Annotated in this window: 22 protein-coding genes; 16 read left to right on the forward strand and 6 right to left on the reverse strand. The window is 59.5% G+C overall.

Annotated elements, in window-relative coordinates:
• Window positions 1–24: 24 nt before the first annotated feature.
• The 11 genes from ACEN8R_RS01480 to recX all read left to right on the forward strand — a co-directional run bounded on the left by ACEN8R_RS01480 (window position 25) and on the right by recX (window position 7,827).
• The gene (locus ACEN8R_RS01480; RefSeq protein WP_258612626.1) at window positions 25–534 is read left to right on the forward strand and encodes a phage baseplate assembly protein V; all 510 of its coding nucleotides are present in this window, start codon (window positions 25–27) and stop codon (window positions 532–534) included.
• The gene (locus tag ACEN8R_RS01485; RefSeq protein WP_018926967.1) at window positions 534–932 is read left to right on the forward strand and encodes a phage GP46 family protein; all 399 of its coding nucleotides are present in this window, start codon (window positions 534–536) and stop codon (window positions 930–932) included. The genes ACEN8R_RS01480 and ACEN8R_RS01485 overlap by 1 nt, the downstream gene beginning before the upstream one ends.
• Complete coding sequence (locus ACEN8R_RS01490) at window positions 922–1,965, forward strand: baseplate J/gp47 family protein (protein WP_495624541.1); 1,044 nt, start codon at window positions 922–924, stop codon at window positions 1,963–1,965. Before ACEN8R_RS01485 ends, ACEN8R_RS01490 begins: the two co-directional genes overlap by 11 nt.
• Complete coding sequence (locus ACEN8R_RS01495) at window positions 1,953–2,552, forward strand: YmfQ family protein (protein WP_495624542.1); 600 nt, start codon at window positions 1,953–1,955, stop codon at window positions 2,550–2,552. Before ACEN8R_RS01490 ends, ACEN8R_RS01495 begins: the two co-directional genes overlap by 13 nt.
• Before the next feature lie 11 nt (window positions 2,553–2,563).
• Complete coding sequence (locus ACEN8R_RS01500) at window positions 2,564–3,916, forward strand: phage tail protein (protein ID WP_018926964.1); 1,353 nt, start codon at window positions 2,564–2,566, stop codon at window positions 3,914–3,916.
• Window positions 3,917–3,924: 8 nt separating this feature from the next.
• Window positions 3,925–4,452, forward strand: coding sequence for a tail fiber assembly protein (locus tag ACEN8R_RS01505; RefSeq protein WP_018926963.1), 528 nt, complete (start codon window positions 3,925–3,927; stop codon window positions 4,450–4,452).
• A 58-nt stretch (window positions 4,453–4,510) separates the two neighbouring features.
• The gene (locus ACEN8R_RS01510; RefSeq protein ID WP_018926962.1) at window positions 4,511–5,134 is read left to right on the forward strand and encodes a glycoside hydrolase family 19 protein; all 624 of its coding nucleotides are present in this window, start codon (window positions 4,511–4,513) and stop codon (window positions 5,132–5,134) included.
• Complete coding sequence (locus ACEN8R_RS01515; protein ID WP_495624543.1) at window positions 5,116–5,634, forward strand: lysis system i-spanin subunit Rz; 519 nt, start codon at window positions 5,116–5,118, stop codon at window positions 5,632–5,634. The genes ACEN8R_RS01510 and ACEN8R_RS01515 overlap by 19 nt, the downstream gene beginning before the upstream one ends.
• A gap of 80 nt (window positions 5,635–5,714) precedes the next feature.
• On the forward strand, window positions 5,715–6,215 hold the full coding sequence (locus ACEN8R_RS01520; RefSeq protein WP_495624544.1) for a CinA family protein: 501 nt from the start codon (window positions 5,715–5,717) through the stop codon (window positions 6,213–6,215).
• 83 nt (window positions 6,216–6,298) lie between these two features.
• A complete protein-coding gene (gene recA / locus ACEN8R_RS01525; protein WP_007940559.1) occupies window positions 6,299–7,351 on the forward strand; it encodes a recombinase RecA in 1,053 nt (350 codons plus the stop codon).
• 8 nt (window positions 7,352–7,359) lie between these two features.
• Window positions 7,360–7,827 carry a recombination regulator RecX gene (gene recX, locus ACEN8R_RS01530; RefSeq protein WP_026286484.1) on the forward strand — a complete coding sequence of 156 codons (468 nt, stop codon included), beginning with the start codon at window positions 7,360–7,362 and terminating at the stop codon, window positions 7,825–7,827.
• Between the two features lie 42 nt (window positions 7,828–7,869).
• Here the strand turns inward: recX and ACEN8R_RS01535 are convergent, their stop codons facing one another.
• A complete protein-coding gene (locus ACEN8R_RS01535) occupies window positions 7,870–8,988 on the reverse strand; it encodes an LOG family protein (protein ID WP_495624545.1) in 1,119 nt (372 codons plus the stop codon).
• A 491-nt stretch (window positions 8,989–9,479) separates the two neighbouring features.
• Here ACEN8R_RS01535 and ACEN8R_RS01540 point away from each other — a divergent pair, with 491 nt between their 5' ends.
• Complete coding sequence (locus ACEN8R_RS01540; RefSeq protein WP_018926957.1) at window positions 9,480–9,674, forward strand: hypothetical protein; 195 nt, start codon at window positions 9,480–9,482, stop codon at window positions 9,672–9,674.
• On the opposite strand, the gene ACEN8R_RS01545 is transcribed toward ACEN8R_RS01540, so the two are convergent.
• Window positions 9,675–10,100 (reverse strand): PA3611 family quorum-sensing-regulated virulence factor, encoded by a 426-nt coding sequence (locus tag ACEN8R_RS01545; RefSeq protein WP_018926956.1) that lies wholly within the window; start codon window positions 10,098–10,100, stop codon window positions 9,675–9,677. It abuts the gene before it with no gap.
• 189 nt (window positions 10,101–10,289) lie between these two features.
• Between ACEN8R_RS01545 and ACEN8R_RS01550 the strand changes: the two genes are divergently transcribed.
• The 3 genes from ACEN8R_RS01550 to ACEN8R_RS01560 all read left to right on the forward strand — a co-directional run bounded on the left by ACEN8R_RS01550 (window position 10,290) and on the right by ACEN8R_RS01560 (window position 12,346).
• Window positions 10,290–11,048, forward strand: a complete 759-nt coding sequence (locus ACEN8R_RS01550) for a tRNA-uridine aminocarboxypropyltransferase (protein WP_018926955.1) — start codon at window positions 10,290–10,292, stop codon at window positions 11,046–11,048.
• A 209-nt stretch (window positions 11,049–11,257) separates the two neighbouring features.
• The gene (gene erdR, locus ACEN8R_RS01555) at window positions 11,258–11,908 is read left to right on the forward strand and encodes a response regulator transcription factor ErdR (protein ID WP_018926954.1); all 651 of its coding nucleotides are present in this window, start codon (window positions 11,258–11,260) and stop codon (window positions 11,906–11,908) included.
• A 75-nt stretch (window positions 11,909–11,983) separates the two neighbouring features.
• Window positions 11,984–12,346 (forward strand): diacylglycerol kinase, encoded by a 363-nt coding sequence (locus ACEN8R_RS01560; RefSeq protein ID WP_018926953.1) that lies wholly within the window; start codon window positions 11,984–11,986, stop codon window positions 12,344–12,346.
• Here ACEN8R_RS01560 and ACEN8R_RS01565 read toward each other — a convergent pair.
• The gene (locus ACEN8R_RS01565; protein WP_018926952.1) at window positions 12,343–13,269 is read right to left on the reverse strand and encodes a LysR family transcriptional regulator; all 927 of its coding nucleotides are present in this window, start codon (window positions 13,267–13,269) and stop codon (window positions 12,343–12,345) included. The two genes, ACEN8R_RS01560 and ACEN8R_RS01565, sit on opposite strands and share 4 nt — an antisense overlap.
• Before the next feature lie 122 nt (window positions 13,270–13,391).
• Here ACEN8R_RS01565 and fpr point away from each other — a divergent pair, with 122 nt between their 5' ends.
• Window positions 13,392–14,171, forward strand: a complete 780-nt coding sequence (gene fpr / locus ACEN8R_RS01570) for a ferredoxin-NADP reductase (protein WP_002554680.1) — start codon at window positions 13,392–13,394, stop codon at window positions 14,169–14,171.
• A gap of 149 nt (window positions 14,172–14,320) precedes the next feature.
• Here fpr and tsaA read toward each other — a convergent pair whose 3' ends face one another.
• From tsaA to ACEN8R_RS01585, 3 genes are all read right to left on the reverse strand, one after another.
• Complete coding sequence (gene tsaA / locus ACEN8R_RS01575) at window positions 14,321–15,019, reverse strand: tRNA (N6-threonylcarbamoyladenosine(37)-N6)-methyltransferase TrmO (RefSeq protein WP_018926951.1); 699 nt, start codon at window positions 15,017–15,019, stop codon at window positions 14,321–14,323.
• A gap of 185 nt (window positions 15,020–15,204) precedes the next feature.
• Window positions 15,205–15,975 carry an SDR family oxidoreductase gene (locus tag ACEN8R_RS01580; protein WP_258612621.1) on the reverse strand — a complete coding sequence of 257 codons (771 nt, stop codon included), beginning with the start codon at window positions 15,973–15,975 and terminating at the stop codon, window positions 15,205–15,207.
• 193 nt (window positions 15,976–16,168) lie between these two features.
• Window positions 16,169–16,639 carry a YehS family protein gene (locus ACEN8R_RS01585; protein ID WP_018926949.1) on the reverse strand — a complete coding sequence of 157 codons (471 nt, stop codon included), beginning with the start codon at window positions 16,637–16,639 and terminating at the stop codon, window positions 16,169–16,171.
• Between the last annotated feature and the right edge of the window lie 24 nt (window positions 16,640–16,663).

Below are 16,663 nucleotides of genomic sequence, written 5' to 3' on the forward strand. Positions count from 1 at the left end.
CCTCGCTCCTCCAAGGAATTCAACATGAGCCTACTGACACGCCTCCTGGCGCGCGGCACTGTCGTGCTCGCCAACTCGGCCACCAAGCTTCAATCGCTGCAAATGCGCCTCACCGCCGGCGAAGTGAACGACGACATGGAGCACTTCGAACCCTACGGTTTCACCAGCAATCCGCTGGCCGGCGCCGAAGGTGTCGCCACGTTTCTGGGCGGTGATCGCTCCCACGCCATCGTGCTAGTGGTCGCCGACCGTCGTTATCGCCTCCAGTCTCTGGCCCCTGGCGAAGTGGCGATCTACACCGACGAAGGCGACAAGATCCACTTCAAGCGCGGGCGGATCATCGACATCGAAACCGCCACCCTGAATATCCGCGCCAGCAGTGCGGTGAACATCGACAGCCCGGTGATCAACCAGACCGGAAAAATCGTCTCCACCGGCGATCAGATTGCCGGTGGCATCAGCCAGATCAAACACGTGCATGGCGGCGTGCAAGCGGGCAACGGCCAGACCGGTGTACCGGCGGGAGGGCAGTGATGTTGATCAGCCAAAACCTCCACGCCGCACTGACCCGTTCAGTGCTGATCAGCCTGTTCACCTGGCGCCGTGCCGCCGATGACGATGCCCTCGACGACGAAGAGCGTTTCGGCTGGTGGGGCGACAGCTTTCCTACGGTGGCCGACGACCGCATCGGTTCGCGGCTGTGGCTGTTGCGCCGGGTCAAGCTGACCCGCCAGACCCAGATGGACGCCGAGTTCTACGCCCGCGAAGCCCTGCAATGGCTGATCGACGACGGCCACTGCAGCGCCATCGACATCATCAGCGAACGCCTCGACGCCCAGCGCCTGAACCTGCGCACGGTCCTGACCCTGGCCGATGGCGAACGCCTGGACATCAACCCTGATAACAGTTGGCAGGTGATCTATGCCGTTTGAAACCCCTTCGCTGCCGGTGCTGATCAAGCGCACCCAAAGCGACCTGGCCAGCGATTCGCTGCGCCAGTCCGATGCGCAAGTGCTGGCCCGCACCCTCGGTGGCGCCGCCTATGGCCTGTATGGCTACCTGGACTGGATCGCCGAGCAGATCCTCCCGGACAAGGCCGATGAATCGACCCTGGAACGGATCGCCGCACTGCGTTTGAACCAGCCGCGCAAATCCGCACAAGCGGCCAGCGGCAGCGTCAGCTTTACCGCCAGCGCCGGTGCCGTGCTGGACGTCGACACCCTGCTGCAATCGAGCGACGGTCGCACCTATAAAGTGACCGCCGCTGGCACCACCAGCAACGGCCTCAACAGCACCACCATCGCCGCGCTCGAGGCCGGCAGCCTGGGCAATGCCGAGGCCGGCATGACGCTGATTCCGGTACAGCCGATTGCGGGGATCGTCGGCAATAGCTTTACCGTACTGGCGCCGGGGCTCAACGGTGGTGTGGCGCGAGAAAGCCTGGAGTCGCTGCGCTCCCGGGTTATTAGTTCCTATCGCATCATTCCCCATGGCGGCTCGGCGCAAGACTACGAAACCTGGGCGCTGGAATGCCCCGGCGTGACTCGCGCGTGGTGTCTCGGCAGCTACCTTGGTCCTGGCACCGTCGGGCTGTTCATCATGCGCGATAACGACCCGGAACCCGTCCCGACCGCCGCGCAACTGGCCGAAGTTCAGGCTTACATCGAACCGCTGCGCCCGGTTACTGCCGAGTTGCACGTGCTGGCACCAGTGCAAGTGCCTGTCACTTACCGATTGAGCCTGACCCCGGACACCACCGCTGTGCGCACCACTGTCGAGGCGCAACTACGCGATCTGCATAACCGCGAGGCGGGCCTCGGCGACACGTTGCTGCTGACCCACATCGCCGAAGCCATCAGCAGCGCCACCGGCGAAAACGACCACAAACTCTTGTCGCCGATCGCCGATGTAGCAGCAGCCAACAACCAGTTGCTGACCTTTGGAGGTTGCGTATGGCAGGCATAAGAACCGCCGCGCAATACCACACCCAACTGCGCAGCCTGCTGCCCAGCGGCCCAGCCTGGGACCCCGAGCGGGTGCCGAAACTCGAAGATGTCCTTGCAGGCGTCGCCCAGGAACTGGCCCGCCTCGACGCCCGCGCCGCCGACCTGCTCAATGAAATGGACCCGGCCGGTGTCAGCGAGCTGGTGCCTGATTGGGAACGGGTAATGAACCTGCCGGACCCGTGCCTGGGCGCAACCCCTCTGTTCGACGATCGCCGTCTCGCCGTACGCCGGCGACTGCTCGCGGTCGGCAGCCAGACCATCGGCTATTTCGTCGAGATTGCCCGCACCCAAGGCTACCCGAACGCCACCATCACCGAACTCAGGGCGCCGCGTATGGGGCGCTCGCGTTTCGGTGCGGCGCACTTCGGTACCTTGCAGGCGCAGTTCATGTGGACCCTCAACACCGGCGGCCGCCTGCTGCTTGGGCGGCGTTTCGGCGCCAGCTACTGGGGCGAGCGTTTTGGCATGAACCCGGGCAATGCCTTGGAATGCTTGATACACCGCAGCGCACCAGCGCATACGCTGGTTTACATCAATTATGACTAGAGGATAGAAAAGTGGATTATCCAAAGAGTGTGCCCGGCGTTGGGCTAGTGAATGGACAGTTTGTGGATGAGAGCCCGGTCACCGGGACGCCGGGATCTTTGATTCCGTCGACATGGGGCAACGCAATCACGAGCGAGGTGTTGAATGTGATTGCAGCGGCGGGAATGGCACCCAGTGAAGTTGACCTGACGCAGTTACTGAAAGCCATCGGTACCCTTGGCCAATCTGCTGCAAGCAGCTTTGCCATCGACACCGGCACGGCCAATAACTACGTCTGCAACTTCACGCCGGCGATCACCGCCCGCGTCGAAGGCCAGCCCCTGCGCTTCAAGGTCAAGACGGCGAACACTGGTGCCTGCACGATCAACGACGGCCTGGGGGCCGTCGCTATGGTTGGGGGTGCCCATTCAGCCCTTCGAGGTGGCGAGCTGGTCGCCAACGGTGACGCATGGGTGCAGTGGAACACCTCTATCGGCGGAGGCTCATACATCCTGCTGTTCTGCACTGGCGCGGCTGAGCAAATCGCTCCAGCAACGCAAAGCCAGCACGCGGCCCAACTGGGCCAGATAACCGGCAATGTCACCAGTATCAGTGCGGATACCACGCTGACCGCCGCGCAGAGGGGGTTGGTCATTATTGACGCGACGGCGTCTAACCGGACGATCACGCTGCCTACCTCTAACACGGCACTTGGCGTGACTGACTTCATTGTTCGTCGCTTGGATAACACCACCAATACCCTTGTTGTCACTGCGTCAGGGACCGACAAAATCAAATTTCACACCCACCTGAATGCGGCTGGATATTCATTCTTGGTCCTGATGGGGGCGTGCGATTACTGGCATTTGCGCAGTGATGGCGCGGGCAACTGGTGGCCGATAAGTCGTTACGACGGTACTCCGCTGGGTCGGTCGGTACTTGAAACCACGTCCTCGTTTAATCCCGGTGGTTACGGCGCCATGAACGGCGCGCTGTTGACGCGGGCCTCCTTCCCCTGGTTGTGGGACCACGCGCAACAGTCAGGAATGCTGACCACGGAAGCCGCTCGCGCCGGCATGGAGGGTGGATGGACTTCTGGCGACGGTGCCACCACGTTCCGTTGTCCAGATGCCCGGGGTCGATTCCAGCGCCCCGCTGATGAGTCTCTCGGAATTGACCTGAATCGTGCGGCGGGTAGCTCGCAGGCCAGCCAATTCGGATCTCACAACCACTCCCTGCCTGGTGCAGGTACATTTGGCACGACAATGATGGGGGGTGGTACTAACAACTACGCGCAGTGGGTTGCCGGGGCCTCGGGGTACGCCGGAGGTTCTGAGACTCGCCCGATAAACATTGCCTACCCGGGCCGAATTAAATTGATCTGAGGTGTTTTATGTCCATTTACGTGTTTGATGCACTGGGTGTCTTGGTTGGCCCGGTTTCTCTTCCCGAAGTTCCTGGCTTGGGCTGTCAGTTGCCGAGCAATGCCGTCGAGCTGGCCGACTTGTTGCCGACGCCTGATCCGGGCAATGTTTGGGTGCTCGTCAACGCTGCGCCGGTTCAACTCGCCGATCATCGCGGGACGGTGTACAGCGTGACCACCGGCGCAGCGCAGGAGTGGTCCGAGCTTGGCGAGCTCCCCAGCGAATATACGTTGCTCCCTTGTCCCGGTGCTTACTACGTCTGGAGCGGTACTGAGTGGCTGCTTGATGCCGCTGCAGTCGCTCAGGCTCAGTGCAATGCGCTAATGTCGGCGGCCAATCAAGTCACTGCCGGCATGGTTAACGCCTACATTGCCGGGTTGCTCGATGCTGCGGATACGGCGACCTTCGAGGCCTACGCGGCCTACCAGTTAGCGCTGAAAAAGATTGAGCAGCAACCAGGTTACCCAACCACTATTGCGTGGCCGACCTCTCCATAGCCGAGAGCGCAATTCCGATGCCCGCCAAGTGCCGGATTATTTTTTCCCGGAGAAAAGTATGCCCATCACCCAGCAGCAGTTGCTGCAGATCCTCCCGAACGCCGGCCCAGTTGCCGGCGTTTTTGTTCCTGTCCTGAATACAGCCATGGTGCGGTTTCAGATCATCACGGCTAGGCGTATTGCGGCCTTCATCGCGCAGATAGGACATGAGTCCGGACAACTCACCCGCGTCGTTGAGAACTTGAACTACGATGCGCCGGGTCTGATGGCGACGTGGCCAAGCCGGTTCCCGGCTGATTTGGCAGCTGCGCGCGCGCGTCAGCCGGAGAAGATCGCGAACATTGCCTATGCCTCGCGCATGGGTAATGGCAATGCCGCGAGCAGTGATGGGTGGACATATCGCGGTCGCGGCCTGATCCAGATCACCGGTCGAGCAAACTATCAGGAGTGCGGTGATGACCTCGGTATCGACCTTATCGGCAATCCAGATCTCCTGATACAACCGCAGTACGCCGCGCTGTCTGCGGCCTGGTTCTGGGAACTGAACGGTTTGAATGAACTGGCGGACCGCGACCAGTTCAACAGCATCACTCGTCGCATCAACAGTGGGCTCAACGGCCTGCAAGATCGTCTGTTGTTGTGGGCGCGGGCGAGGGCGGTGCTATGCCAGTCCTCGGTCTGAACGGCTGGCGATTGATCGGTCTGCTGGTGCTGGCCGGTTGTTCGGCGGCGCTGGCCTGGCAGTTTCAGGATTGGCGCTACGGCCGGCAACTGGCGGAACAGGCCAGGGTGCACGCCGAGAGCCTTAATCAACTGACCCTGGCGGCCGCCACCGAGCAACAGGCCGAACAAAACAGGCGTCTGGACCTGGAGCAGCGACTGTCGGCCAGTGAACAAACCCATTATCGAGCGCTTAGCGATGCCGAACGTGATCAAGGTCGCCTGCGCGATCGTCTTGCCACTGCTGATGTGCGCCTGTCAGTCCTCCTCGATGCCCATGACGCTGCCTCAACCTGTGCAGTGCCAGCTGCCTCCGGCACCGGCGGCGTGGATCATGGCGCCGCGAGAGCCCGACTTGACCCGGCGCATGCTCAACGAATTATCGCCATCACCGACGCCGGTGACAGCGGATTGATTGCCTTGCAGGCCTGTCAGGCCTATGTCAGGGCTCTGGCTCACTAACATTTTGATCGATCCTGAACCTTGCAAGTGCGATTCGCTCGTGTACGGTAGGCCTCATTCCGCTCGATCAGGAGAGAGCCGTGAAAGAGATCACTCATCTGGCCGATCTACTCGGCAGACGCTTGCAGCTTCTCAATGCCCACGTCACTGCCGCCGAGTCCTGCACCGGCGGTGGGATCAGCGAGGCGATCACCCGCATTCCGGGGAGCTCGGCGTGGTTCGAGGCCGGTTATGTCACCTACTCAAACCGTCAGAAAACCCAGCAATTGAATGTCCCGACCGAGTTGTTTTCAACCGTCGGGGCGGTCAGTCGTGAGGTGGTCGAGGCCATGGTCCGAGGCGCCCAGGAAAAAAGCCGGGCGCGTTTTGCCGTGGCGGTCAGCGGTGTGGCGGGGCCGGATGGCGGCTCGCCGAACAAGCCCGTGGGCACGGTGTGGTTGGCCTGGGGCGTCGGTGAGCAGGTATTCAGCGAGGTCCAGCACTTTGCCGGTAACCGCGACGAGGTCCGCCGACAAACGGTGAAGGCCGCGCTAGAGGGGCTGCTGCGGCATACCGCTGGAGAAATCTCAAATCAGGGGTAGGCGATCCTGAAACGCTGTGGAATAATACTGGCTACTTATACAGGTGTTGGCCGTCAGGCCTTATTGATTACGTGAGGACTTTAATGGACGACAACAAGAAGAAAGCCTTGGCTGCGGCCCTGGGTCAGATCGAACGTCAATTCGGCAAGGGTGCCGTAATGCGTATGGGCGATCAGGACCGTCAGGCGATCCCGGCCATTTCCACTGGCTCTCTGGGTCTGGACATCGCGCTCGGCATTGGCGGCCTGCCAAAAGGCCGTATCGTTGAAATCTACGGTCCTGAATCCTCCGGTAAAACCACCCTGACATTGTCGGTGATCGCCCAGGCTCAAAAAGCCGGCGCGACCTGCGCATTCGTCGACGCCGAACACGCTCTCGACCCTGAGTACGCCGGCAAACTGGGCGTCAACGTCGACGACCTGCTGGTTTCCCAGCCGGACACCGGCGAGCAGGCCCTGGAAATCACCGACATGCTGGTGCGTTCCAACGCCGTTGACGTGATCATCGTCGACTCCGTGGCCGCTCTGGTGCCAAAGGCTGAAATCGAAGGCGAAATGGGCGACATGCACGTGGGCCTGCAAGCCCGTCTGATGTCCCAGGCGCTGCGTAAAATCACCGGTAACATCAAGAACGCCAACTGCCTGGTGATCTTCATCAACCAGATCCGCATGAAAATCGGCGTGATGTTCGGCAGCCCGGAAACCACCACCGGTGGTAACGCGCTGAAGTTCTACGCATCGGTTCGTCTGGACATCCGTCGTACTGGCGCGGTGAAAGAAGGTGATGAAGTCGTCGGTAGTGAAACTCGCGTCAAAGTCGTGAAGAACAAGGTGGCTTCGCCGTTCCGTCAGGCCGAGTTCCAGATTCTTTACGGCAAGGGCATCTACCTCAACGGTGAGATGATCGACCTGGGTGTGCTGCACGGTTTCGTCGAGAAGTCCGGTGCCTGGTATGCCTACAACGGCACCAAGATCGGTCAGGGCAAGGCCAACTCGGCCAAGTTCCTGGCAGACAATCCGGAAATCGCCGCGACTCTCGAGAAGCAGTTGCGCGACAAGCTGCTGACCCCGGCACCGGACGTCAAGGCTTCGGCCGTCAGAGAGACCGAAGACGACCTGGCTGACGCTGATATCTGATCGATCCGATGACCGCCGTACTCGATACACTCGTCGCGGTGCGGCGAACTGCAATGGACCTGCTCGCGCGACGCGAGCACGGTCGAGTCGAGCTGACGCGTAAACTGCGTCAGCGCGGCGCCCCCCCTGAAATGATCGACACAGCACTCGACCGCTTGACGGAAGAGGGCTTGTTGTCCGAATCCCGTTACCTCGAAAGCTTTGTTTCCTACCGTGCCCGTTCCGGTTATGGCCCTTTGCGCATTCGCGAAGAGCTGAGCCAGCGTGGCCTGCAACGTACCGACATTGAGCTCGCCTTGCGCGAGAGTGGTATCGATTGGCAGGAGCAACTGGAAGACACCTGGCGGCGCAAGTTTTCCGGGCATTTACCGATAGACGCCCGAGAACGTGCCAAACAGGGCAGGTTCCTGAGTTATCGGGGATATTCCATGGAAATGATCAGCCGCTTGTTCAGCGGCCGAGGGATGGACGATTGACTGAAACGGCTCGCTATTTCGATAACGGGCCGTTTTTTTGCATCACGTTACCTTGGACGGTTGCCGTATGCGTTGTTGCGCCTGGGGTTTGGACTGGGTCCAGTTTTCCGGCAGGTTGATGTAATCCACCAATTCCCGCAGACGGCCATGATCACGAGCGTTGAAGGTGAAGGACAAGCGCGCCAGATGGCTGAACTGCGCTTCGTCGTGCTCCTCGCCACTGTAGGCATGCTGATGGAAATGATCGCTCAGGCACAGGTCGGCGAATGCCTCCTGCATGTGTTCAAGCGCCCGGTCGCTGAGTGTGTGGTTCATGCGAATCACGAACTGATGCTTGAGCCAGCGGCTGGAGTGGAAGTTGCTGTAGAACTGGTTGATCTGCTCCACGGCCTCTTCGACGCTGTAGACCAGGCTCAACAGCTTCATGTCGGTCGGCAGGATATAGCGATTTTCCTCCAGTTGATGGTGAATGAAGTCCAGCGCGCCTTGCCAGAATGTGCCGCCTGGCGCATCCAGTAGCACCACGGGCACCAGCGGGCTTTTGCCGGTCTGGATCAGGGTCAGCACCTCCAGTGCTTCATCCAGCGTACCGAAACCGCCTGGGCACAGGACCAGCGCATCGGCTTCCTTGACGAAGAACAGCTTGCGGGTAAAGAAAAAGTGGAAGGGCAGCAAGTTGGCGGTGCCATTGACCGTGGGGTTGGCATGTTGCTCGAAGGGCAGGGTGATATTGAATCCCAGGCTGTGTTCCAGGCCGGCACCTTCATGGGCCGCCGCCATGATGCCGCCACCGGCACCGGTGATGACCATCAGGTCCGAGCGCGCCAGGGCGGCGCCCAGTTCTCGGGCCAGGCCATATAGCGGGTGTTCTATCGGCGTGCGGGCCGAGCCGAAAACGGTAACTTTACGCCGTCCCTTGAACTGCTCCAGCACACGGAAAGCGTGCTCGAGTTCACGCAGGGTTTGCAGGGTGATCTTGGCATTCCAGCGGTTGTGATCTTCCTGAGCCATGCGCAGCACGGTCAGGATCATGTCGCGGTAAATCGGGATGTTGGGGCTGTTGGGTGAAACCAGGTTGAGTTGTTCTTCGACCTTGCTGGTGAGGTCGTGGCCGCTTTCTTGAAAATGACGGCTCAGTAGGTCATTCGGTTGGTAAGGCATTCAACTTCTCCTTCTGCACAGAACCCTCGGCCCCGACAAAACAATTGTCGGCGCCGCGACACCCCTTGTGTCGCTGTCTGCCCAAGCCCATGCCTGGGCGCTCTACTTGACTCGGTTGCAATCGAGCCATCCATACGGGCTCTGCTTATCCCTTGAATGAAAGAAACGTTCGCACAATAAGACACCGTAATGGGCAGCCCCTTTTCTGCCCTTAAAAAAACAACATGAACACTTTGAATTTAGACCCTCGCAACGATTTTCGCTGGCTTGATCATTGCGCCGCAAAGTCTTTCCTGGCAACCGCTTATTGACGATTTGCAAGGTGCTTTCACCGCTCGTCTGAACGCAAGCCGCATGTCTCGCGCTCTGATTTACTAAGTTACAGGCGTGACACGACAACTTTGCGTCAACGGCAGGACGCGACGTTCAAGCAATTCAGGGATTTATCGCGTGATCAACGGCGATCAATGCATGCAGGGAGGCGGGAAACCATGCCCAGAGTGACTCTGGAGATCGATGCGCAACTGTATCGATTGCTGAAAGCATCGGCCGAGACCCATCATTTGAGTCTCGAAGAAGAGTGCTGTCGACGTCTGGAGGGTGGGGAGCGACGTTCGCGTTACTTGCAGGCGCTGTTGGCAGAGCTGCGCGCCGAGGATGAACAGCGGCGCGCCAATGCCAGGTAATTATTTCTTCTTCGCGGGAGTCTCTTTCGGGCAGTCCGAGTCCTGGAAGCTTGCGGAGCCGACCGGACGGTTGGTCTTCACCTCGGTGAAGTCGTAACGCATGATCGCGCCCTTGGCCATCAGCTTGCGGAACCCTGGGTTTCTGCATACGGAGGCGCCAAGCTGGAAGTACACCGCTTTGGGATCGGCGCGCATTTTTTCGGCGTGGCTGCTTTGCACGCTCAAGTGGTTGATCAGCACTTTTCCTTCGGCAGTGTAGCCCTGATCAAGAATGTCTTCGTTGATCGCCCGTGGAGTGCCAACGCTGCTTTGTACGGCGACGTTTCGCAGCTCTCTGTTGAGATTCTGCTCACTCAAGGATGCAGCCTGAGCGCTAAAGGACGACGCCAGCAAAATGGCAGCGGTGGGAACGATAAGGCGCAGCATGAAACTCTCCTGGTTCAGTGACTGGTGGTTCGACCAGACACATGACTGTGCGTTCAGTGGCGGCGAATTATAGGGGAGGAGGTCTGAGCGGTACAGGCTTGCACCGGCTGCTCTGATAAACTGCCGCGACTTTTTGCCCTTGCGAGTGTTTTTCGTGTCGATTTTCCATCCACTACGGTGCTGCCTGCGATGAACCCTGTCACCCCGCGCTTTGCCGCAAACGCCGTCGCCCGCTTGCGCGATCAGCGAGAGGAGGAGGGCATCAAGCCGATTCAGGCCCGTGGCTGGAGAGCGCCGCGATGCCGTGATTGCCGCGTGATTGAAAGTCATTGCCTGTGTGCCTGGCGCCCGTCGGTCGAGGCCCGCTCGGGCGTGTGCCTGATCATGACCAACAAAGAAGTATTCAAGCCAAGTAACACCGGTTGGCTGATCGCTGATGTGGTGCGCGACAATCATGCATTCATCTGGTCGCGTACCGAGACTGATGAGCAACTGCTGGCGCTGTTGGCCGATCCGCAATGGCAACCGTACCTGGTGTTTCCGGGCGAATACGTCGAACCCGAGCGAGTTACCCACAGTGTCGCGGTCGATAGCACCAAGCGCCCGCTGTTCATTCTGCTGGACGCCACCTGGACCGAAGCCCGTAAGATCTTTCGCAAGAGCCCGTATTTTGATCGCTTGCCGATCTTGAGCCTGCTGCCCGAAAAACTGTCACGTTATCGACTGCGCCGCTCCACCCGTAGCGAACATTTATGCACCGCTGAAGTGGCTGCACTGTGTCTCGATCTGGCCGGTGATACCGAGGCTGCGTCAGCGCTGGACGCTTATTTTGACGTGTTCAGTCAGCATTATCTGGATGCGAAAAAACAGCTGGACATGAACCTCGCCACACCGGCCCACGCCGAGCTGATGCGGTTTGTTCATAACGACGTCCCCGCCATGTTCTGATTGTCGCCCATACTGCAAAGAACTGTACCGGTTATGTATCTTGACCACCCCGGTTTCGCTGGGCATGCTTGGCGCCGATTGGGGCGCGGCCATCGTTTGATACGCCGTATTTTTACGTGAATAGCCATGTGATTGGCGTTGAACGTGCCCTGTTGGTGCATCTGCGTGGCTGCACCTGGAGTTGTTTGAAAAACAGGATCATTTGAAAAATGGCCACATACGAAATCCTGATTGCCGATGACCACCCTCTTTTTCGTAGTGCCTTGCATCAAGCATTGACCCTGGGCCTGGGCCCGGATGTCCGGCTGGTGGAAGTGGCGAGCATTGCCGAGCTGGAAAGTCGTCTGACCGAAAAGGCCGATTGGGACCTGGTGTTGCTGGACCTGAACATGCCAGGGGCCTACGGTTTTTCCGGGCTGGTGCTGTTGCGCGGTCAGTACCCGCAGATTCCAGTGGTGATGGTGTCGGCGCAGGAAGAAGCGTCGATCATGGTGAAGTCCCGTGAATTCGGCGCCAGCGGTTTCATTCCCAAGTCCAGTGACTTGAGTGTCATTCAAAAAGCCGTACGCGCGGTGCTCGATGGTGATGTTTTCTGGCCGCCCCAGGCCTTCGAAGCCGTCAGCGTTTCCGACGAAGCCAAGGCTGCCAGTGAAGGCCTGGCCAGCCTGACGCCCCAGCAGTTCCGGGTGTTGACCATGGTCTGTGAAGGTTTGCTGAACAAGCAGATTGCTTACGAATTGAGCGTTTCCGAAGCGACGATCAAGGCCCACGTCACCGCGATTTTCCGTAAGCTGAATGTACGGACCCGGACTCAGGCGGCGCTGCTCTTGCAACAACTTGAGTCAATTTCGAGCCACTAAGGTGTTATGTATTCACGCTTTTTTGACTTTGCTTAATCTAGCTTTCCCACTCCTTTTTGGTCAGTTGCTTACTCTATGTCACCTTTCAAAGGCCAGACCGGCCTAAAACGCATCCTCAACGCCTCCGGCTATTCCTTTGACGGCCTGCGCGCGGCCTTCACTGGCGAGGCGGCCTTCCGGCAACTGGTGTTGCTCAATGCCATCCTGATTCCGCTGTCGTTCTTCCTGAATGTCAGCCGTGTCGAGCAGGCGCTGCTGATTGCAGTCTGCCTGTTGGCGCTGATCGTCGAATTGCTCAACTCGGCGGTCGAAGCGGCCATCGACCGCATTTCCCTGGAGCGGCACCCACTGTCCAAGAACGCCAAGGACATGGGCAGTGCCGCTCAACTCGTGGCATTGAGCATGATCGCGCTGGTATGGGCGGTGATCCTGCTTTAAGCGATGGCAGGCAGAACGATCTCGTCGCTGCGCTGAACCCCGGCGGTGAAGGCGCGGCACAGTTCGAGGAACTCGCGCATCGCCGAGGTCTGATATTTCTGTTTGTGCCAGATGAAATAGAACTGCCGCGCCAGGTCCAGATCCGGTGTTTCTACCGGCACCAGGCTGCCACGACGGAACGCATCGCGCAGCGCCAGGCGCGAAATGCAGCCAATCCCCAAACCCGATTCCACCGCGCGCTTGATCGCTTCGGTGTGTTCCAGTTCCAGGCGAATGTTTAGCGCGCTGCGGTGGTGACGCATGGCCTGGTCAAAGGTCAGCCGCGTGCCCGAGCCTTGTTCTCGGAGAATCCACGCCTCATGACTCAGCTCCTCCATAGTGGCAATACCGCGTTGAGCCAGCGGATGCTGGGGCGCGCAGAACACCACCAGTTCATCTTCGACCCAGCTCTGCACTTCGATGTCCGGATGGCTGCAGTCGCCTTCGATTAGACCCAGATCAATTTCATAGTGAGCCACCTGTTGCACGATGTTGGCGGTGTTCTGCACATGCAGCTTCACCTGGCTTTCCGGATGGCGCTGCATGAAGCTGCCGATCAGCAGGGTGGCCAGGTAATTGCCGATGGTCAGGGTCGCGCCGACCGCCAGGGAGCCGAAACCGGACTTGCCGTTGAGCAAGTCTTCGATTTCCTTGGCCTGATCGAGCAGGGCCACCGCTTGCGGCAATAGCTGTTTGCCGAGGGCGTTGAGGCTCAGCCGTTTGCCGGCGCGATCGAACAGCTGACAGCTGCACTGGCGCTCCAGCTCGGTGATCGAGGTGCTCGCCGCCGATTGCGAGAGGTTGAGCAGGCCCGCGGCACGGGATACGCTTTCCTGCTGGGCGACGGCGACGAATACTTGAAGTTGACGGAGAGTAAATCGCATATCGATATAACCGATAACCCTTATCTTAATAATCCATTTAACAGATATTGTCGCTGCCATTAGAATGCGATGCAATTGTGCACATCATTGGCGCAGGCAAAATCTCCAGGAGTCCCACGTACATGAGCAACATGAACCACGAGCGTGTCCTCAGTGTTCATCACTGGAACGACACTCTGTTCAGCTTCAAGTGCACCCGCGATCCGGGCCTGCGCTTCGAGAACGGTCAGTTCGTGATGATCGGCCTGCAACAGCCCAACGGCCGGCCGCTCATGCGCGCTTACTCGATTGCCAGCCCGAACTGGGAAGAGCATCTCGAGTTCTTCAGCATCAAAGTGCCTGATGGCCCGCTGACTTCCCAGTTGCAGCATCTGAAGGAAGGCGACGAGATCATCATCAGCAAGAAGCCTACCGGCACCCTGGTGCTGGATGACTTGAAGCCTGGCAAGCATTTGTACCTGCTCAGCACCGGTACCGGTCTGGCGCCGTTCATGAGCGTCATCCAGGACCCCGAAACCTACGAGCGTTTCGAAAAGGTGATCCTGTGCCACGGCGTGCGTTACGTCAACGAAGTCGCTTACCGCGAATTCATCACCGAGCACCTGCCGCAGAACGAGTTCTTCGGTGAGGCCCTGCGTGACAAGTTGATCTACTACCCGACCGTGACCCGCGAGCCGTTCGAAAACGAAGGCCGCCTGACCGACCTGATGCGCAGCGGCAAGCTGTTCAGCGACATCGGCCTGCCGCCGATCAACCCGCAGGACGACCGCGCCATGCTGTGCGGCAGCCCGAGCATGCTCGACGAGACCAGCGAAGTGTTGAACAGCTTCGGCCTGACTGTTTCGCCGCGGATGCGCGAGCCGGGTGATTACCTGATCGAGCGTGCGTTCGTCGAGAAGTGACCGAAGGTCACTTGTAGGAGCCGGCTTGCTGGCGATGGCAAACTTCAAAGCGCTATCGCCAGCAAGCCGGCTCCTACATTCAATGGCGTAGTGCACAGAAAAGCCCGCATGACCTGAGAAGGTCATGCGGGCTTTTTCGTTTCCGGGGTTCAGGCTTTTGCGGGAATGACTTCCAGGACGCGGATCACGCCCGTCTCAGGATAATGCCAGCGCACATCCAGATCCCAGAACTGCGCGCCGTATTCGCGCTCAGGCGTAGGAATCTGGTACGCCGGGCGTGGGTCTTGTGCCAGGCATTGCTCGATCAACTCGACCAGAGGCTCGCCAAGCCGCTGAGCGTGGCCGTGGGCCTGTTGCAGAGCCGAGTCCGTCCACTGCACGGGAATCAGCAGCGGCGGGGCGCTGGCGATGTCGTTGGACGCCGTGTCGATGATGTCGGCGTAGGGCACGTAAGGTTTGATGTCGAGAACTGGCGTGCCGTCCAGCAAGTCGATGCCGGAGATCCACAGTCGATTGGCTTCGACCTTGTCCAGTTTGACCACCGACTGGCCGATGCCATTAGGACGATGCGTTGCGCGGGTGGCGAACACGCCCATGGATTTGTTACCGCCCAGGCGCGGCGGGCGGACTTTGAGGCGTGGCTTTTCTTCCAGCGCTTGATGGAACAGGAACAGCAGCCACACATGGCTGACCTGCTCCAGCCCCTGTACCGCATCACCCTGATCGAACGGCGCCACCAGCTCCAGTACGCCCCGAGCAGCCGGGGCCAGTTGCGGTTGACGCGGAATGGCGAACTTCTCCTTGAAGCAGGAGCGCACGAAGCCGATGGGGGAAACGCTGTAGGTCATGGTCTGGGGTCGAGGCCGGGATTAGGGCGGCATGATAACCCGAGCGGCCTCGAGATCGGTGCTGCCTATTACTCCGTCATCGCGGGCAAGCCACGCTCCCACAAGGTTCTCGAGTGAACGCAAATGTTGTGTACGGCATAAAACCTGTGGGAGCGTGGCTTGCCCGCGATAGCCGCGCCGCCGATCTAGAGACTAAACCCGCCATCCAAAGGAATGACATTCCCGGTCATATACGCCCCGGCCGTGCTCGCCAGGCTAATCGCCAGCGCCGCCATTTCTTCCTCCCGGCCCCAGCGCTTCATCGGAATCAACGCCGTGTCCTCGGCCAGCGCCTGCTCATCGTTGCCGATGTGCTGAGTCATCTTGCTCGGGAAACGTCCCGGTGCGATTACGTTGACGTTGATGTGCTGGCTCACCAACTCTCGCGCCAGAATCCGCGACAGTTGATGCAGGGCGGCTTTGCTCGGGCCGTAGGCATACGCCTGTTCGCCGAAGGAAGAAATCCCGGCCACCGAGCCAATGTTGATGATCCGTGCCGGATTCGCCGCCGAACCGGCCTTGCGCAGCAGCGGTAGAAATTGCTGGATGCAGTTGAACACCGAGGTGACGTTGAGCTGCATGACTTTTTCCCAGCCCTTGACCGGGTAACTCTCCAGCGGCGCACCCCAGGTGGTACCGGCATTGTTCACCAGAATATCCAGCTGACCGATCTGTTCGCTCAATTGCGCGGCCAGTTGTTGAACGCCTTCTTCATTAGCCAGGTTGGCGGCCACGGCGTGGCAAATCCCGAAGGCACTCAGCTCATCGGCAGTTTGCTGACAGGCTTCGGCATCCCGGGCGCACACGTACACGATGGCGCCGGCCTCGACATAAGCCTTGGCGATCATTTTGCCGATACCGCGGGTGCCGCCGGTCACCAGAGCGGTGCGGCCTTGCAGAGAGAAGTAGGGATGCATGGCGAGTCCTGAGAGCTGAGGGTCAATACACCCTAGTCTTCAGCCGCCGGAAGCGGAGCCACTATTTTTGCGCGGAATGAACATCTATACAGATTGGTCTGCGACCGCGCTTGTAGGAGCCGGCTTGCTGGCGATGGCGTTCTCAAGATCGCCATCGCCAGCAAGCCGGCTCCTACAGGGCGCGCGGCGCGATTTACTGCGGGCGCACGCGCAGGGTCAGGCCCTTGAGGAAGTTGCGCAGCAATTGATCGCCGCACGGGCGGTAGTTAGTGTGGCCGAACTTGCGGAACAGCGCGCTCAGCTCAGGCTTGGACACCGGGAACTCGGCGGCCTTGAGGATGGCGTGCATGTCGTCTTCCTTCAGTTCGAAGGCGACGCGCAATTTCTTCAGGATGATGTTGTTGGTCACCGGCACTTCGATCGGCTGCGGCGGACGGCTTTCGTCCTTGCCACGCTTGAAGATCACCAGGCCATCAAGGAAATGCGCCATGACTTCGTCCGGGCAGCGTACGAAACCTTCCTCGTCTTCTTCTTTCTTGTCGAGGTACGTCACCAGGTCTTCCAGAGTGACGTCCATGCCGCCGAGCTTGATGATCTCGATGACTTTCTTGTCGCTGATGTCGAGCATGTAGCGCACGCTGCGCAGTACGTCGTTATGAATCATGTGTGCAGTCCTGATATTTCGCTG

The organism is Pseudomonas sp. Pseusp15, assembly GCF_059492165.1.

Excerpts from the sequence above, each read along its gene's own strand:
- ACEN8R_RS01480 (WP_258612626.1), top strand. The coding sequence starts at position 25 with ATGAGCCTACTGACACGCCTCCTGGCGCGCGGCACTGTCGTGCTCGCC.
- ACEN8R_RS01485 (WP_018926967.1), top strand. The coding sequence starts at position 534 with ATGTTGATCAGCCAAAACCTCCACGCCGCACTGACCCGTTCAGTGCTG.
- ACEN8R_RS01490 (WP_495624541.1), top strand. The coding sequence starts at position 922 with ATGCCGTTTGAAACCCCTTCGCTGCCGGTGCTGATCAAGCGCACCCAA.
- ACEN8R_RS01495 (WP_495624542.1), top strand. The coding sequence starts at position 1,953 with ATGGCAGGCATAAGAACCGCCGCGCAATACCACACCCAACTGCGCAGC.
- ACEN8R_RS01505 (WP_018926963.1), top strand. The coding sequence starts at position 3,925 with ATGTCCATTTACGTGTTTGATGCACTGGGTGTCTTGGTTGGCCCGGTT.
- ACEN8R_RS01510 (WP_018926962.1), top strand. The coding sequence starts at position 4,511 with ATGCCCATCACCCAGCAGCAGTTGCTGCAGATCCTCCCGAACGCCGGC.
- ACEN8R_RS01515 (WP_495624543.1), top strand. The coding sequence starts at position 5,116 with ATGCCAGTCCTCGGTCTGAACGGCTGGCGATTGATCGGTCTGCTGGTG.
- recA (WP_007940559.1), top strand. The coding sequence starts at position 6,299 with ATGGACGACAACAAGAAGAAAGCCTTGGCTGCGGCCCTGGGTCAGATC.
- recX (WP_026286484.1), top strand. The coding sequence starts at position 7,360 with ATGACCGCCGTACTCGATACACTCGTCGCGGTGCGGCGAACTGCAATG.
- ACEN8R_RS01535 (WP_495624545.1), bottom strand. The coding sequence starts at position 8,988 with ATGCCTTACCAACCGAATGACCTACTGAGCCGTCATTTTCAAGAAAGC.
- ACEN8R_RS01540 (WP_018926957.1), top strand. The coding sequence starts at position 9,480 with ATGCCCAGAGTGACTCTGGAGATCGATGCGCAACTGTATCGATTGCTG.
- ACEN8R_RS01545 (WP_018926956.1), bottom strand. The coding sequence starts at position 10,100 with ATGCTGCGCCTTATCGTTCCCACCGCTGCCATTTTGCTGGCGTCGTCC.
- ACEN8R_RS01550 (WP_018926955.1), top strand. The coding sequence starts at position 10,290 with ATGAACCCTGTCACCCCGCGCTTTGCCGCAAACGCCGTCGCCCGCTTG.
- erdR (WP_018926954.1), top strand. The coding sequence starts at position 11,258 with ATGGCCACATACGAAATCCTGATTGCCGATGACCACCCTCTTTTTCGT.
- ACEN8R_RS01560 (WP_018926953.1), top strand. The coding sequence starts at position 11,984 with ATGTCACCTTTCAAAGGCCAGACCGGCCTAAAACGCATCCTCAACGCC.
- ACEN8R_RS01565 (WP_018926952.1), bottom strand. The coding sequence starts at position 13,269 with ATGCGATTTACTCTCCGTCAACTTCAAGTATTCGTCGCCGTCGCCCAG.
- fpr (WP_002554680.1), top strand. The coding sequence starts at position 13,392 with ATGAGCAACATGAACCACGAGCGTGTCCTCAGTGTTCATCACTGGAAC.
- tsaA (WP_018926951.1), bottom strand. The coding sequence starts at position 15,019 with ATGACCTACAGCGTTTCCCCCATCGGCTTCGTGCGCTCCTGCTTCAAG.
- ACEN8R_RS01580 (WP_258612621.1), bottom strand. The coding sequence starts at position 15,975 with ATGCATCCCTACTTCTCTCTGCAAGGCCGCACCGCTCTGGTGACCGGC.
- ACEN8R_RS01585 (WP_018926949.1), bottom strand. The coding sequence starts at position 16,639 with ATGATTCATAACGACGTACTGCGCAGCGTGCGCTACATGCTCGACATC.